Source organism: Pseudomonas sp. NFIX28, from assembly GCF_900107395.1.
Classification (GTDB): domain Bacteria; phylum Pseudomonadota; class Gammaproteobacteria; order Pseudomonadales; family Pseudomonadaceae; genus Aquipseudomonas.
On sequence record NZ_FNPW01000010.1, the window covers coordinates 60770 to 76331 of the forward strand.

Annotated in this window: 18 protein-coding genes; 12 read left to right on the plus strand and 6 right to left on the minus strand. The window is 57.1% G+C overall.

Going from position 1 to position 15562, the window contains the following annotated elements; genetic code table 11:
- Positions 1-8 precede the first annotated feature (8 nt).
- The gene (locus BLV20_RS19385) at positions 9-1034 is read right to left on the minus strand and encodes a phage integrase (RefSeq protein ID WP_092304105.1); all 1026 of its coding nucleotides are present in this window, start codon (positions 1032-1034) and stop codon (positions 9-11) included.
- Positions 1035-1036: 2 nt separating this feature from the next.
- Entirely contained in the window at positions 1037-1273 is a 237-nt protein-coding gene (locus BLV20_RS19390) for a helix-turn-helix domain-containing protein (protein WP_092304106.1), read from the minus strand.
- Positions 1274-1365: 92 nt separating this feature from the next.
- Between BLV20_RS19390 and BLV20_RS19395 the strand changes: the two genes are divergently transcribed.
- From BLV20_RS19395 to BLV20_RS19415, 5 genes are all read left to right on the plus strand, one after another.
- A complete protein-coding gene (locus BLV20_RS19395) occupies positions 1366-1602 on the plus strand; it encodes a hypothetical protein (RefSeq protein WP_092304107.1) in 237 nt (78 codons plus the stop codon).
- Positions 1603-4293 carry a bifunctional DNA primase/helicase gene (locus tag BLV20_RS19400; RefSeq protein WP_256577835.1) on the plus strand — a complete coding sequence of 897 codons (2691 nt, stop codon included), beginning with the start codon at positions 1603-1605 and terminating at the stop codon, positions 4291-4293.
- 468 nt (positions 4294-4761) lie between these two features.
- Positions 4762-5055, plus strand: coding sequence for a hypothetical protein (locus BLV20_RS19405; protein ID WP_092304108.1), 294 nt, complete (start codon positions 4762-4764; stop codon positions 5053-5055).
- An 8-nt stretch (positions 5056-5063) separates the two neighbouring features.
- Complete coding sequence (locus BLV20_RS19410) at positions 5064-5315, plus strand: hypothetical protein (RefSeq protein WP_092304109.1); 252 nt, start codon at positions 5064-5066, stop codon at positions 5313-5315.
- Between the two features lie 62 nt (positions 5316-5377).
- Positions 5378-5659 carry a hypothetical protein gene (locus BLV20_RS19415; protein WP_092304110.1) on the plus strand — a complete coding sequence of 94 codons (282 nt, stop codon included), beginning with the start codon at positions 5378-5380 and terminating at the stop codon, positions 5657-5659.
- Between the two features lie 347 nt (positions 5660-6006).
- Here BLV20_RS19415 and BLV20_RS31065 read toward each other — a convergent pair whose 3' ends face one another.
- Positions 6007-7074 carry a hypothetical protein gene (locus BLV20_RS31065; RefSeq protein WP_139192719.1) on the minus strand — a complete coding sequence of 356 codons (1068 nt, stop codon included), beginning with the start codon at positions 7072-7074 and terminating at the stop codon, positions 6007-6009.
- A 616-nt stretch (positions 7075-7690) separates the two neighbouring features.
- On the opposite strand from BLV20_RS31065, the gene BLV20_RS31460 reads away from it, so the two are divergent.
- The gene (locus tag BLV20_RS31460) at positions 7691-7906 is read left to right on the plus strand and encodes a hypothetical protein (protein ID WP_175540232.1); all 216 of its coding nucleotides are present in this window, start codon (positions 7691-7693) and stop codon (positions 7904-7906) included.
- Here BLV20_RS31460 and BLV20_RS19420 read toward each other — a convergent pair.
- The 3 genes from BLV20_RS19420 to BLV20_RS31785 all read right to left on the minus strand — a co-directional run bounded on the left by BLV20_RS19420 (position 7879) and on the right by BLV20_RS31785 (position 11049).
- Positions 7879-8142 carry an ogr/Delta-like zinc finger family protein gene (locus BLV20_RS19420; RefSeq protein WP_092304111.1) on the minus strand — a complete coding sequence of 88 codons (264 nt, stop codon included), beginning with the start codon at positions 8140-8142 and terminating at the stop codon, positions 7879-7881. The genes BLV20_RS31460 and BLV20_RS19420 overlap by 28 nt on opposite strands.
- Positions 8143-8222: 80 nt before the next feature.
- Positions 8223-9089 (minus strand): phage portal protein, encoded by an 867-nt coding sequence (locus tag BLV20_RS19425; protein WP_256577841.1) that lies wholly within the window; start codon positions 9087-9089, stop codon positions 8223-8225.
- Positions 9001-11049 (minus strand): terminase large subunit domain-containing protein, encoded by a 2049-nt coding sequence (locus BLV20_RS31785; RefSeq protein WP_092304113.1) that lies wholly within the window; start codon positions 11047-11049, stop codon positions 9001-9003. The genes BLV20_RS19425 and BLV20_RS31785 overlap by 89 nt, the downstream gene beginning before the upstream one ends.
- 163 nt (positions 11050-11212) lie before the next feature.
- On the opposite strand from BLV20_RS31785, the gene BLV20_RS19435 reads away from it, so the two are divergent.
- The 6 genes from BLV20_RS19435 (at position 11213) to BLV20_RS19460 (ending at position 15552) form a co-directional block, all read left to right on the plus strand.
- Positions 11213-12130 carry a GPO family capsid scaffolding protein gene (locus tag BLV20_RS19435; RefSeq protein WP_092304114.1) on the plus strand — a complete coding sequence of 306 codons (918 nt, stop codon included), beginning with the start codon at positions 11213-11215 and terminating at the stop codon, positions 12128-12130.
- A 1-nt stretch (position 12131) separates the two neighbouring features.
- Positions 12132-13151 carry a phage major capsid protein, P2 family gene (locus BLV20_RS19440; protein ID WP_092304115.1) on the plus strand — a complete coding sequence of 340 codons (1020 nt, stop codon included), beginning with the start codon at positions 12132-12134 and terminating at the stop codon, positions 13149-13151.
- On the plus strand, positions 13148-13870 hold the full coding sequence (gene gpM, locus BLV20_RS19445; RefSeq protein ID WP_092304116.1) for a phage terminase small subunit: 723 nt from the start codon (positions 13148-13150) through the stop codon (positions 13868-13870). The genes BLV20_RS19440 and gpM overlap by 4 nt, the downstream gene beginning before the upstream one ends.
- A gap of 98 nt (positions 13871-13968) precedes the next feature.
- Positions 13969-14430, plus strand: coding sequence for a head completion/stabilization protein (locus tag BLV20_RS19450; protein WP_092304117.1), 462 nt, complete (start codon positions 13969-13971; stop codon positions 14428-14430).
- Positions 14427-14882: a phage tail protein gene (locus tag BLV20_RS19455; RefSeq protein ID WP_092304118.1), complete on the plus strand. Its 456-nt coding sequence runs from the start codon at positions 14427-14429 to the stop codon at positions 14880-14882. Before BLV20_RS19450 ends, BLV20_RS19455 begins: the two co-directional genes overlap by 4 nt.
- Entirely contained in the window at positions 14872-15552 is a 681-nt protein-coding gene (locus tag BLV20_RS19460; RefSeq protein ID WP_092304119.1) for a phage virion morphogenesis family protein, read from the plus strand. The genes BLV20_RS19455 and BLV20_RS19460 overlap by 11 nt, the downstream gene beginning before the upstream one ends.
- The last annotated feature ends 10 nt before the right edge of the window (positions 15553-15562 follow it).

Genomic DNA, 15562 nt, shown 5'->3' on the forward strand with positions numbered 1-15562 from the left:
GCATCTCCTTACTTTTCATGTCCGATATTTGCGAGTGGGTTTAACCTCACTACCTCAGCCATGTGACCAGGACTGAAGTGAGCATACTTCTGTGTCATAGCCAAGGTCGCGTGGCCAAGCACTTTTTGAAGGGTGATTATGTCGCCGCCATTCATCATGTAATGGCTGGCGAAGGTATGTCGTAAAACGTGGGTCAGTTGTCCAGCTGGTAGATCTAGCTTTGCAATTTCGACAGCCCGCCGGAATATGTCATAGCAAGGCTTGAACGGTAGCGCCTTCAACAGACGCCGCTCCAGCGCCTTGGTGATTGGCACGGTGCGATTCTTGCTCGACTTCGTCTTGTGGTACTGAATACGCTGTTGGCGCACCTGGCGCGGCTGTAGCCCCTCTGCCTCGCCCCAACGGGCTCCGGTGGACAAACACACCTCGGCGATCAGCAGCGTGTCACTGTCCAAGGCTTGCACGCACTCCAGAAAGGGGCCGATCTGCTCAAGAAGCAGATACGCCATCTCAGTTTCATCAAACCGGAGCCCGCGAACATTGCCCAGCGGGTTGTCCCCATCCCATTCCCCTAAACGCTTCAGCTCGTTGAACAACGCACGCATGTAAGCCAGCTCATGGTTGAGCATGTTCGCGCTTACAGGCCTGCCTGGCTGCCCTTCCTTGGTGTACCTGGAGTGCTTACCCTCGGCACGCTCTGCACGGTATTGCGCAAAGTGCGAGGCGCTGAACTGCGAGGCCTTGGGGTTGCCCATACGCTCGGCCATCAGATCCAGCAGATCCCGACGCTGCTGCCCACTCTTTAACGTCTTGCCGTGGAGCGTGTACCAACGATCGATCAGGTCCGTCAGCCGGCGAGGGTCTGCCTTGGGCTTCTTCTCGAACTCCCCCCGCGCACCATCGCCCATAACGCGATTCTGGTAATGGAGCGCCTCGTTTTTGCTTCGGAACTTCTTACGAATGCGCGGCCCGTCTCGCCCGTCTGGCCTGCAATCCACCAGCCATTCGCCGTCCGCCAGTTTCTTTATAGACATGGTTAGATCGGGCTGACCTGGCCGGACTCTGGGGCAACATCACCAGTCACCAGCCATAGAGCGTATTTCTTGAAGCGTGGGTGGTTTGCGACCTTGAGGAATGGTGCAAGTCCCATATCTGTTATGCCCGCGTCGTACTTCTTCCAACTGCTGATGCTGATTTCCAGCATTTCGCAGAACTCACTCTGAGTGAGGCCTTCCTTAGCTCGTATGGCTTTCATTTTTGCCGGCAAATCCAATGTGCACCCCTCTTGACAGGTTCCAATCTTGGAACCATCATGGTTCCATTCTTGGAACTTTGATCCCCAATATCCCGACAGAGGTTAGCAGAATGCAGATCACCATCGACACGCCCTACGTCACTGTAGGCGAATATGCCAAGCGCTCAGGACAGTCAGATTCCGCCATCCGGCGCGAGATCGAGCTGGGCCGCTACATCATTCGCCCGAAGACCGAAGGGTCCAAATCCGCTGTGCTTATCAACATGGTGCATATTGCCCTGGAGGCAGCCGAGCAAGCCGAGCGCGCACGCGGCGGTAAGAGCAGCAAATCCGCGGGCGAGGTGTAAGTGGTCAACGTGACAAACCGCCGCCGGCCTGATTTCGACAGCATCTATAGCAACGAGGTTGTCGAGGCCCTGAAAAATGACCGGGAACTGGACTTCAAGAGCATCAGCGAAAAGTCCATGCAGAAAGGTATTTGCCCCAACTGCGGCGAGCGCCGGCTGTTCATCAGCGTCAAGAAACCATGGGTGCTGATGTGCAATCGGGAGAACGAATGCCGTTTTACTGAGAAGACCCGCGAGCGCTACAGCTACCTGTTCGAAAACCTCAGTGAGCGTTTCCCCAAGACACGGGAGAACCCCAACGCTACAGCCGATGCGTACCTGCAGCGCAACCGCGGCTTTGATATCAGCAAGCTGTCTGGCTGGTATGAGCAAGGCCGCCGCCAGTTGCCCAATGGCACCTGGGCCGACACGGTGCGATTCGCACTGTTCAATGGCCATTGGGAACGCCTGATCGACGCCAAGGCTGTAGAGCTGCACGAAGGCAAGAAAGCCCACGTCAAGTACGGCACCGACTACCAGGGCAAAGGCTGGATGCCGCCTGGCATGACCATCGAGAAAAGCGATCGAGTGTATGTCGTGGAGGGCTTCTTCCACGCTATCGCTCTGTACCTTGCCGGGTTTAAGGCCATCGCCTCGATCAGCTGCGTCAACTTCCCTTGGGAAGTAGTCGAGGCAAATAAAGGCAAGTCGGTCACCTGGGTAATCGGTCTGGATGATGACAAGGCCGGCCACAAGTACATTCCCAAGTACCTGCGCCAGCTCCGCGACATGCGCGAGATTGGCTGGGTTGCCCTGGCCGGCGAGCAAGATTGGGATGACGTGTACCGCGAAGGCAAGCTGGACGAGACTTTCATGGATGACGCCTGTTATCGCGGGCGCCTGTTCACTGCAGAGAGTTCCCGGAAACTTGCCTATCTGGTCTACCTCCGTCGCCCTTCCGGGTTCTACCTGGTGGAGTTTCGCAACCAGTTGTTCTCTGTTCGCGTCAACCAGGCCGAGCTGACTAAAGCGCTAGGCGATGACAAGTTGGAGGGCAATCGAGAGATTTTCTACAGCACGTCACGCATTGACCAAGTATCCAACTGCATTCCAGATCTGGACTACCTGGAAAAGGACAGCATCACTGGCGAGCAACGCTACCACTTCAGCTTTGCGTTTCCGGATCAGAGCAGGAACTGCCAGGCCGCCTTGTCGTCCGGAGCGATCGCGGATCCCCGCGGCTTCATCAAGGGCATGCTCGACTTCACACCAGGCGGAAACTTCGAAGGTGGCGCGCGCGAGTTGGCCATTCTCAAGGCGAAGTGGCTCAACGACGTGCGACGGCCTGTACGCACCGTTCGCAGCCTGCCTTTCCTGGGCTACGACGAGGACACCGGTACCTACTGTTTTCCTGAGTTTGGGTTCCAAGGCGGCCGCGAGTTGCCGGTGAACAACCATGGCTTTATCGAGGTAAAAGGCCGGGGCATCAAGACGGCGCTATCCACCATCAAGTTCGAACGGGGCGAAGACTTCGATCCGTCCTGGTTCCCTGACTTCCTGGCGGTGAACGGCATGAACGGCCTGGGCGCATTGTCCTGGTGGACGGCTTCCCTGTTCGTCCAGCAGATCGCCAGCGAACAAGCATCGTTCGGTTTCCTGGAGCTGACCGGCGAACCTGGCGCGGGTAAATCGTCCTTGCTGCGCTTCCTGTGGCGATTGCTGGGTCGCGAGAACATGGAAGGCACCAAGCCCAGCGGCTCAGGTGCAAGCGCGGTGGGTTTGCTCCGAGCGTTCGCCGAGGTGAGCAATCTACCCATGGTGCTGATCGAGTCTGACCGGACCTATACAGACGCCCAGGGCCGCACCGTGACAGTGCAATTCACCTGGGACGACGTAAAACCCATGTTCGACTATCACGCCCAACTGCGTGTGACCGGCGTAAAGACTGGAGGCAACGAGAAACGGGTGGACATATGGCGCGGTGCGCTGGCGATCTCGCAAAACGCGAGCGTGACGGGCGACGAAGCCACCCTGTCCCGCATCGTCCACTTCCATTGCACCAAGGAGGGACACAGCCTGGCCCTCAAACCTATGGCTGACCGCCTCAGGGCAATGAAAGCAAAGGAGCTGGGTGGCTACCTACGTCACTGCTTGACCAATGAAAAGCTGTGGCTGGAACGCTACTTCGACGCCTTCCCCCGGTATGAGAGTCGGCTGATGGCGAATCCAGCAATCAAGGAAATGAGGATCTATCAGTCTCATGCCCAGGTCATGGCGGCTGCCTACGCCACGCAGGCTTTCTTTCCGGACTGGACCGATCGGGACACCGACAACCTGGCCAAACACATTGAGGCGCGCGCCATCGATCGCCAGCAGCGATGCAAGTCCGAGGATCCCACGGCCGCGAAATTCTGGCAGATCTATCACTACCTCAATGAGGACCTGGTGGCGATCAGCGACCGCGACGGTGACCGCGAGGAGGTCCGCGAGACGTTGAATCACAGCATCGACAAAGAACTGATTGGCATCAACATCGAGCACTTCCAGCAGCGCTGCAAGCTGGCCGGCCAAGAAATCATTCCGGATGCCCTGCTACGTCGCGCCTTATCCAGCAGCACCACGCACAAATTCATTGAGATACGCAAAGCACGCTCTCGCATAGAAAAGCGGTCGCTGAACTTGTGGTTTTTCAGCAAGCGTGAGGGGGGCTGAAAAGTGTGGGTCAGCTATGGCCAGAGGGGGTCACTTAGGGATCCATGGTTTTTGTGCGAAGTCCCGAGTTCTGTCCGGAACATCCGGAACATTTCTAAATTAATAATAAAAATATCAATAAACACAGATAGTTAAGCAATAAAAAATGTTCCGGCAGTACCGGAACACACTGGAACACACCGGAACAAAATCCGTTCCGGCATGTTCCGGCAATGTTCCGGCTGGGACCTTTCACCAGAACATGGCTACAGCCCTTATTCCACGTGGCCTGCAGCCATTTTCAGCAAAAACCATGTTCCGGCATGTTCCGGTAGTACCGGAACATTTTGAATTCGCTGGAGGCCCCGTGAATCAAGGGCTCCAGCAAACCAACTTTCAGATGTTCCGGATGTTCCGGACGTAGGAAGGGACTACACACTTTTTTGTTTCCGCGGGACTTCCGCGTCACCACCAGAGAGAGGTAACACCATGCAAGTTCAAGTCATAAGCGGCCCGAGGATGACCGGGAAAACAACGCGGCTCCGTGCCATTCAGGCCGAGCTAAAACGCCAGGGCTTACCCGCTGAAATCCACGTCGGGGCGAACTGCACCACTCCCTACTTTGTGAACCTGGTCCGCAACAAGGCCATAGCCGGCGCCAAGCACTTCCTGGCCGACGACTGCACACAGTTTCAGATCAAGGCCGTTATGGAGCTGAAAACCCAGGGCCTGCACTCCGGCATTCCATCCGACTTTGTGCTGCACCTGGTGCGCCAGGCGTAGGGGGAGAAATGATTATTCGCTACAGCGCCAACGCACTGGTGGGCCAGCTTTCGTTGCCGTCGGGCTACGTCGATATGCGTACACCCGAGGACCTGGCGGAACTGGCCGCCGTGGCTCACTGGCAGGACCACCCCGAGGAAACCCCGACGTTCATAACCATCGTGCACCTGCAGGACGTGGACGGCCACGACTTGGGGCTGTTTGAAGTGCGCTGTGAACAGCGCCCGGTATTCACCGCCAGCCAGTTGCGGCAGGCGTGAAAAGAGACGGTGTCGAGGAGTTGCAGCTCCCCGACACCTACCACCACAAAAGGAGCAACACCATGCAAGCACAGCACCCAAGCAGCAGCGAATGCAAGGCTATCACAGCATCTGCTGGTGATCGCGGCTGCTTTAAACCAACCCGCCCAATGCTCGCCAATGCGTTGATAGGTGCCGCGCTAATTGGCTACCTAGTCCATAAAACCCCGGACGCTCGTGTTCGCCTTGAATGTCTGACCAATATGGCTCGAACAATGGGTGATTTGACTGAACGTGATGCAGAGTTAATTGCACAACAGATGCATCTTACAGATTTAAAATTGCAGGAGACGATCAGATGCTAATAGACGGCCGACTCATTACTATCAATGCCACCCAGCAACAGAGTGCCCGGCGGCAATTGGAACTACCCTGTGATTATATGTTGGTCGCGGCTACCGGCCTGCTTGTACACGATACTGGAAATGCTTGCATTCAGATCCCGCTACCAACAGGTTACGTGGTGGGAGCATTTGAAAACACGAGAGGGCATCGATGTTTTGGAGTGATATTTCTTAACTTTATCGAGGAGTAACCGATTTTGTAGTTAGCTGCAGGTATTTTTGTTGCAGTAGCTTTTTTAGCGAGATTTCTTTTAACCCCTGGTTATCCTCGGCTTAACCCAGGATAACCAGACAGGTATAGCCTGAATTTAATTTACTACAACCTCTTGGTGCACTCTTATTGAATCAAGAGCGGCTTGCTGCTTCTTTAGCAAGTCGCGGCGAGTTGCTTTATAAGCATCCAGCATTTTAGTTTTTGATGACTTGATCGAACTTAATGCAGTTTCAAAGGAAACCACCAAATCAGCGGCGTGGGTATTTTGCGCTTGATTGTACGAGGCGGCTATAGTCGACTCTATACCTTCGATTTTTGTATAGGCCTCGCGAATTTTTTCTCGCAGTTGATTTCTCTGACATGCAAAAGCACCGACTATCAGTCCTTTGCTTACAGATGAAACCTCTGCATTTAGGGCTTTTGATATTGCGTCAGAGCCAGACTTTGCCTTGTTACTGAGTTCTAGCGATTCTTGTTTTTGTGTGCTGGCAACAACCTCAATATTTTTAACGACTATATCTGGTATGTTGACTTTTACTGTCTCTGTTTTCATGGTTATTTCGGGGATATCAAGCACCCAGTCTGTACGAGCCAGCGTCACCTCTGGAACATGTAATTCAATTTCCTGACGGCGATTAACTGCCACGGGATTGCCATAGCAGACATCTTTTCCGCGCACAGTACGCCACTCATCACAAGGATAGTCGAAAGAGGGCCAGTCATTATGGCAAGTCTTACTTTCTCTCTTAAGTTCGTCGATCCCCCCATGGCACTCTTGTCTTATCTCAATTTCTGGAGCATCCCAAGACCATGCTTGGAGTCTCATAGTGACTTGAGGTAAGTCCATGGCCATTCTTTGGCTTTTCATGGTTATATTCGGCAAGTCCAACTTGAACTCTCGAATGTTATCACGAAGTTCAATATCCGCACCTACATAACTATCAGGTCCGGTTGTATCTGGCGACTCGTCCATTATTGACTTAGCTTGAGCCTTTATCGCTTGTTGTTGATCTGCAGCGATCTTGGAGTATTTCTCTTTTATAGCCTCAATCTGTGCAGCCGAGCTTGCTGTCGCGTTAGTACATGATGCCTCCTCTTCAGCATTAACCATGTGGGTAGTCAGCACAAGTAGAGTGGCAACCATCGCGTGTTTTATGTTCATATTCATCTCCAATGTTAAAAGCGGCTTTCTGCTCTTAACAGTACAGACCCAGCGGACAACCCTTGCCGCCCTCCAACTTCCAAGCAATGAAAGTGACCAGTCACCCAATACACAACATCACTTAATAGAGATACTCACTTAACGACGGCACCCTCAGGCTACATAATCTGTCTTGAGCAACAAATGAAGCATAGCTACGAATTAAGCGGGGAGATTTTTTTGTTTTTGAGACTTTCCCCACGCACTTCGCCCCATTGGCACATGGAAACAGATGATTGGTTATAAAAAATAGCGCGCCCACATTTCTTATAGATATTGGATATAGTAAGCATAGCGACCAAGCATAGAGGGTCTTGGAGAGCAGAATGAAAACATCTATACACAAGTGAGAAAGCGATGCTCCTTGATTATCTTTAAGCCCACCCCTCCAAAAGTATACATATCAAAATTAATACCCTGCTGCTTACTTTATAGAATTTCACTCTGCTTCCGGAGTGAAATAAATACAATTCGCATGTTTTATCGGGCATTTCAAGCAATAAAAAACAGCTTGACGCAGCAAAAAACCACTAACTAAAATTCTGGCCATTGAGATGTATTTGATATGGAGTTGTTAATGATTAATGCCAAGATTGAGCTGGACGAATTGATAGATGATCAGGAGAGACTCAGTCACAAGTTTTGCTTTCTAATTGGTGCGGCCACATCGGACTTGCCTCTATCTGAAAGCGCCAGAATAGGTCTTTTAGAATATGGGATTGAAAGTGTTCGTGACTTGAATTCCTTTGGCTTAAAATTGAAGACTTATAGGGAAAGCCGCGCGCCTAATTGATCGAAAAGTTCGCGTTGCTGAGCGCGGGGCATTTCTCGGAGGCGGTCGAACAGCAGCCGATCGACCGCCTGCGCCGAAGGGCTCAAGGTATGGGAGAAGGTAAGATTGGCTACCCAGGTATGCCCGCAGGTCGCGGCATTCGTGCACTGACAATAGAGCTTCGCAAACTCCTTCGACAGATCCTCACGTGACACAATCCGCCCCTTGCTCTGACACTCCTTGCAGTACACCCGCATTCTCTCCCCTCCCCAAGGTTCCGTTTAAGGCACCATTTTGGCACAATATCTTGTGTCTTCAGTAGGTTAAGCTCTCTAAATCAAGGATTCTCTCCGGACGCCGCGGGCTCTCTCCAAGCAATCCGACGATCCTCGTGCAGCCGCTCATTGAGCTGGTCGAACAGCTGGCAGATCGGCCGGATCTCGTTGTTTGTGTAGACCCGATCGATCTTTTCAATGTCGCCAAAGCCCCCGCTGTTCTCCGGGATGATTCCGGCCAGGGCCGGGTTCATGCGCCAGGCCGCAATCACGTCGTTGCGGGTGATGTTCTTCACCTTTTCCAGCTCGTCCTTCGCCTGGAAGTCCCCCACGGGGATGATCTGGATCGCATTTTCCTTGCCGTTGGGGATGTTCACGAACATTGAGCGGAAGTTGCCCACGCCCTTGCTTGCGCTGATCTGTGCGCGCAGGTTTTCTTCGTCTTCTTCGGTCAGGTCAGGGTCGTTGGTGTAGAAAATGTATCCAGCGTGCGCGCCGTTGCTGTAGTAGCGCCGGCGAAAGAGGGTCGCGGCTTCATTCAACAACAGCGCCTGCATGCCGCCCAGGTAGTCAGGCACGCCGTAGATGTTCTGTTCTACGTCGTAGTCCAGGACGTGCTCGATCTCGTCCTGGTCGAAGTCCTGATACTTGTTGTCGGGCAACAGCATCCTGAAACCACCGTCCACCTTTACCCGCATGTTGATCGCCGGCGTGTGCTGCAGCTCCAGGACCTGGCCAAAGGCATTGGGGACGCGATAGAAGTAGGCTTCGCCAAACACCATGTAATCCAGGCCGGCCCGGCCCATGGTCTGCGTGCTGCAGCCGGCCGACGGGATGAACTCACGCAACAGCAGGTTGCGCTTGAACTTCGGAATGGCGCCGTGGTGCGCGTTGGCACGCAGCAGCTTGGCCAGGCCCGGCCGCGACACCGGCGGTTTGTAGATCTCGCCGTCGTCGCTGGGAAACACCCCGAGGTATTCGCCGATGTTGCCGCTCAGCACCTGCTCCGGTTCCCCGAAGGTGAATGCCCGCATGGGTTGCTGCTGTCGCGCCTGCTGGGTTACCTGGTGCTTTCTGTGTCGCTTGGACATTGCTTCCGCTCGTGACGTAGCGGCTACGGCGCCGCTTGTTGGTGTTTAGGGGTTCGTGGGCCAAGGCATGCATGATTGCCCAGGCGATATCGGCGTGGCCGGTGGCGTCGGTGCGCGATGCGCTGTAGGTGACCTGGCCGCTGCCGGTCGTGCCGCGCTTGATTGTGAGGAATGCCTGGGCGATATCGGTCCAGCCGGCGTCCCATTCGATGCGGCTGCCCTGGATGGTGTCCTGGGCCTTGAGCACGAGGGTGTTCTTGGTTTCCAGGCTGTAATGGATCGAGGTCGCGCGTGGGTAGAAGTCGCGCACTAGGTCGAAAACCCCGTAGCCGATTCCCGTGGTGTCGATACCAATGTGCTGGACGTTGAAACGCTCTGTGAGCTTCTTGACTTGCTCGGCCTGGTACTTGAACGACTGCCCACGCCAACTGTGCTTTTCCAGAATCCGGAACTTGGCCCCAGGTTCGAGCGGCGGCGCTATAACCACACAGGTGGCGTCGTCGCGGGTCCGGCTCGGGTCGTACCCCAGCCACACCGGGCTGTTGCCGAAAGGTCGATCCAGCTCGGGGTCGTAGTCCTCCCACAACGTCAAGTCGGAGTAGCAGCGTTCCAGGTCTTTCAACCCGAACGCGCTCTGTGAGCTGTCGATGAACTTGCAGTAGAACAGCTGCTGGAACTTGTCCTCGTCGTACTCCAGTTGCAGCTGCTCCAGGTCGAACAGATCGCAGCCGCCGGCGATCGCGTCGTCCAGGGTGATGGTCTTGCGCCATTGGCCATCCGGGCACAGCGCGCCCTGCGTATAGGCCGCCTCGCTCGGCCAGGTGCCGCCAGCCTTCTTGCCGCGCTTGCTGTTGCGGAACTCTTCTCCGGACCAGAACGGGTACGCCTGGTGCGACACCGCGCTGGGCGTCGAGAAATAGGTTTTGCGCCATTTCTTATGCGTGCCCATGGCACTGGCCACGGTGCTGAGTTTGTCGAAGTCGCGGATCCAGAAATATTCGTCGACGTAGACATGGCCGTGATAGCCCTGGGCGGTGCTGCTGTTGGTGCTGAGAAAGCGCAGCTCGGCGCCGTTGCTCAGCACGATGGGGTTGCCGGTCAGCTCGATGCCGAACCACTGCTGGGCGAACTGGATGATGTAGCTACGGAAGATCTCCGACTGCGATCGGCTGGCCGACAGGAACACCTGGTTGTCGCCGCTCAACACGGCGTCCATGAAAGCCTCGCCGGCGAAGTAGTAAGTCAGGCCTACCTGGCGGCTTTTCAGAATGTTCCGGACCCGTCGCGTCAGCGGGTTTTGCTTGGCCTCGAACAGCTCCTGCTGGTAGCGGTACATTTTGGAGATGAACTTATCCAGGAAGTCCACTTCCGTGAGGCCGCTAATGTCGTTCTTGGCCTTCTTCTCGCGCTTCCTGCCGCCACCCTCGCCACGGCCCAAGCGTTCGCCTCGCGAGCCTGGGCGGCGCTCCTGGGGCTCGGCCGAGGATTCGCCGATCGGTGCCGGCGATGGCTTGGCCGCCTGCTTTAACAGCCGTTCGCGAACGGTGGTCAGCCGGTCCAGTTCGTTGAGCTCATCCTTGGTCAGGCTGGTGGCTTTGTCCAGGAGCAAGGTGATTCGCCGCCCTACGGCGGTCAGCGGTTCTTCATCCGACAGCATGTCTTCCCAGCCGCCCTGGCGGATCCAGTAATAGACAATCCGGATGTTCGGCAGGTTGAGCTGCGCCTGAATTTCCTTGGCCTTACAGCGGCGCAGAAATAGGCGTTTAGCGGCTTCTTTAACTTCGGTCGAGTAGTACATGGGCCGCAGTCTATGCGGCGAAAACGCTAGAAACGCGGGGTTAAATTCCGCGATCCACCTATATTTCGAATCTAGGAGGAACGCGCAGTGGAACCGTTTGTTCGGGGGCGAACGGCTCCCTATCGTGGCGGCTCATTCAACCGATTGAGCGCAGTTACCCCCTATGCCCCGTTCCCTTGTTTCGTATTGGAAACGTGTAGCCACCAGCGGCCCGACCGTCGATGGCCGCGAGATCCTGCCCCAGGAACTGCGCGACTGTGCCGAAACCTACGACCCCGCGCTGTACACCGCCGTTATCTGGTGTGAGCACGAGCGTTGGTTCGGTTCGTTCGGGACGGTGTATGCCCTTCGCTTGATTGAGGGCGCCGAGGACCTGGAAGCAGGCCAAGTCGCCCTGGAAGCGCAGTTGAAGCCCAACGACAAGCTGCTGCGCCTGAACGATGCCGGGGAAAAACTCTTTTCCAGCGTCGAGATCCTTCCGAACTTCCGCGGCCGTGGCAAAGCGTACATGACCGGCATGGCGGTAACCGATGAGCCCGCCAGCACGGGCACCCAGGAACTCTACTTTTCCAACAAGACCAACCGCGCCGCTTACTACGCCGCCTCGGTTGAGCTGGGTTCTTTCCACGACAACGAACCCAAGGGCGAGTTGGGCAAGCTCGCCGCGCTGCTCACCGGCTTTTTCAAGCGATTCAGCGTTGAAGCCCCCGCCACTGACACCCCCACCACACCAGAGAGCAAACCCCCAATGGATGAAGCTACCGCAACGGCTTTAAAAGCCCTGCTGGCCCAGCTGCTGGTCGTCGCTGCCGGCATTCAGGCCGTGATCGAGCCCGCCGCCGAAGATGCACCAGAACCCGACCAGGCCCCGATCGATGACGTGAGCGCCGCTGTAGACGAGATCGTCACCACGGCCGAAGAAGAGCGCGAATTCCGCCGCAAGGGCAGTTCTAACACTGCTGTACTGGCCGCGCTGTCGAGCCTGCAAAAGCAGTTCAGCGCGATTCAGAACACTCCTACCGGCCGCCAGTTGCCGCGCAATGCCGGCCCTGTAACCACCACCAAAAAGCGGGTGCTCTGACATGGCCCAGCCACTAAGCGCCCGGGGCGCCAAACAGTACGCCGAGCTGCAGGAAGCGATCGCCGAAGCATATGGCATCGACAACTCGACCCGCATGTTCAGTGTGGAGCCGACCATCGCCCAGGAACTGAACGACGCAATCACCGCCAAGGCCGACTTCCTGGAGCGTATCAACGTCGTCCCTGTCAGCGAGATCAAGGGTGAGAAGGTCTTCATTGGCGTGAACGGCCCGGTTACTGGCCGTACCAACACCAAGACCACCGATCGCGAAGCAAAGGACGCGTCGGCGTTGGACAACACCACCTACGAGCTGGCTGATACTCAGTCGGACGTAGGCCTGCCGTACGCCAAAATTGACGCCTGGGCGAAGTTTCCAGACTTCAAAGAGCGCTATTCCGCTGCCGTGCAAAAGCGCATTGCGCAGGATCGGATCGTTATTGGCTTCCACGGTAAGCAAGTGGCTGTGCAGACCGACCTGGCAGCGAATCCCAAGCTGCAGGACGTGAACAAGGGTTGGCTGCAGCAACTACGCGAGCAGGCCCCGCAGCAGGTGCTGAAAGAGGGCGCCGCCGCTGGCAAGGTCACGTTGGGCGCCGGTGGCGATTACGCCAACCTTGACGCCTTGGTGCACGACACCAAGCAGATGGTGGACGAGATCCTGCGCGAAGACGGCGACCTGGTCGCGATCATCGGCACCGACTTGCTCGCTTCTGACAAGGCCAAGCTGTACACGAAGCAAGGCGATACACCGACCGAAAAGGAGCGCATCGAAAACGCCCAGGTCATTGCCACCTACGGCGGCCTGCCGGCGTTCAGCGTACCGAACTTCCCGGTCAACGCGGTGCTGGTCACCAGTTGGGACAACCTTTCGATTTACTACCAGGACACCAGCTGGCGTAAGCAGACGATCGAGAACCCGAAACGCTCCCGCGTCGAGGACTACAACAGCCGGAACGAGGGCTATGTGATCGAGCAGCTGGAGAAAATCGCGCTGACCGAGAACGTGGAGCTGGTGGCATGAGCCTGGCCTTGGCGCACAAGCGCCGCATCCTGGCCCTGGGTAGCGCTGCAGTAGCCGCTGCCGCAGCTGCACCGGTGGCGTATTCGCCGGCGGAAGCCCTGAGCAGCCCGGCGAATGCCCGTAAGCACTTGCTGCTGCAGGAAGCCGCCCTGGACCAGGATCTGGAGCGCCTGAGCGCGCTCAAGAACCTGGCCAGCAAACAGGCACTCAAGCGCGATGAGCTGCTGCCCAAGTACCAGGACTTTATTCAGCGCTACATCGAGTCGGGCCTGGTGATGCCGAACCGTGTCCTGGTGCAGGTGATGGTTTGGCTGTTCGACACCGAGCAATTCGAGGACGGCCTGGAGCTGGCCGACTTCGCCATTGCCCAGGGCCAGGAAATGCCGGAGCGCTTCAAGCGCCGCGACATCCAGACCTTTGTCGCCGACGCGGTGATTGAGTGGGCCCTGGCCGAGTACACCGCCAAGCGCAGCCCGGAGCCGTACCTGTCCAACCTGTTGCCCCGCGTCGATGGTGAATGGCAGCAGCTGCCCGAGCAGATCCCGGCCAAGTACCACAAGTTGATCGGCATCCGCGCCCAGGAAGCCGAGCAGTGGGAAACGGCGATCCGGCACTTTGAACGTGCCACGGAGCTGTATTCCAAAGTCGGCGTGGAAACCCGCCTTGAGCGCTGCCGCAAGTCACTGAAAAAACAACAGCCCACCCCGGCTTCCGAATAACCCGACTACCCCCCCCAGCGGGGAACTGTGGACGTATGCCGACCATTTATGGCCCGACCTGCGAGAAACAGTCTCCCCGCCCTTTTCGAGTGGCCAGCATGAGTTTTTCAGGCAGAACCAACACCGTGGTGGACCAGACCATCGAGAACAACGGCTTCTGGCCGGACCTCTCGCTGGCTGAGTTCCAGAAGGCTTACCGCCTGCCCGGCGAGCTTCTGACTGAATTGCTTGTCACTCACCTAAACATGGCCATGTACGCCGTGAACCGCGACCTGCAGCGCTTGGCGGCCAGCTGGCAATCCCTGGGAGTCACCAACGTGGCCACCGCTGACCCGCTCTTGCTGCCCGAGCGTTCGCACCAGGTGAACCTGTACAAGCGCGCCACGTACTGCCGGGCAAAGGGCACCGTCCTGACTGACTTTGCCACCGTCACCCGCCGCGAGGTTGCGGAAAACACCGGCAAGGAAGCCCCTGAGCGTGCGGAGCAGTTCCTGGAGTTCAGCCAGCAGGCTGTCCGCGCCCTGCAGGGCCGCAGTCGCATCACGGCGGCCCTGCTGTGATCCAGTTGAAGAACCTGAGCGCGTTCTTGAAGGAACGCCTGCAGCTGATGCCCGACCAGTTCGACAGCTGGAGCGAGCAGGTGGACCTTGACCTGGTGTGGCGTGAGAGCGAGCGCGGCCTGCACATGAGCAATATGCGCTATCGCGCCGTGTTCAGTCTGGAGCGCTTCGACGGCTCGCCGCCGCGCCTGATGGCCCTGGTAGGCAGTTGGTTGGAAACCCACGACCCCGAGCGCGACCGGTACGGCCTGCAAGCCCCGGTTTTCAGCATCGAGCCGCTGGACCTGGACAACGATCTGTTCGACGTGGACCTGGTCCTGGAGTTCGTCGAACCGCAGTACCTGGCCGAAGATCCAGACGGCGAAATCGAGGCGTTCGGCAAGACCTGGTCGTTTATCCCGTTCGATCTGTGGATTGCCGAAGAGGGCGAGGTGGTCAGCCGTGACGCGTAGCGCTTTCGACCTCGACGCCCGGGGGCTGCTCGGCGTCCGCGAGCAACTGGCCCTGCTCAGCTTGCCACCGCAGCTGCGCCGGCGGCTGCTCAACAACGTGTCCAAGCGCGTGCGCACCATGAGCCGCAAGCGTATCCGCGAGCAGAAGAACCTCGACGGCTCGCCCTTTGCCCCTCGCAAAAGCGCCGACAAGGGCAAGAAAAAGATGGAGGCCGGCCTGGGCAAGCTGCTGCAGGTCACCAGCGTGTCACCCGATCAAGCCGTCCTGGGCTGGCGTAACGGGCTGACCAGTTGGGTAGCTGCCCAGCAACACAACGGAGCCAGCGAGCGCCGCACGGCCGCGCAGATGCGCCGCTGGAACAAGACGCCGCCCGGCCTGGCTTCCACCGAAAAACAGGCCAAGCGCCTGCGCCGGTTGGGCTTTCGCACCCGCCAGGCGGGGAAAAAGCGCCTCACCAGGCCATCCGTGGCGTGGATTCAAGAACACGTCAACTACGCCCAGGCCGGCTTGCTGATTCGCATCCTGGGCGAGCAACAGGCCGAGTCCACCGGTGCGCAGAGCTGGGAAATCACCCTGCCCAAACGCCAGTTTCTCGGGGTCAGTACCGACCGAGACACCAGCCTGCTGGTGAACCAGGTGCTGCAACAAATCCTCAACTCACCCCGCTAACGAGGCACCA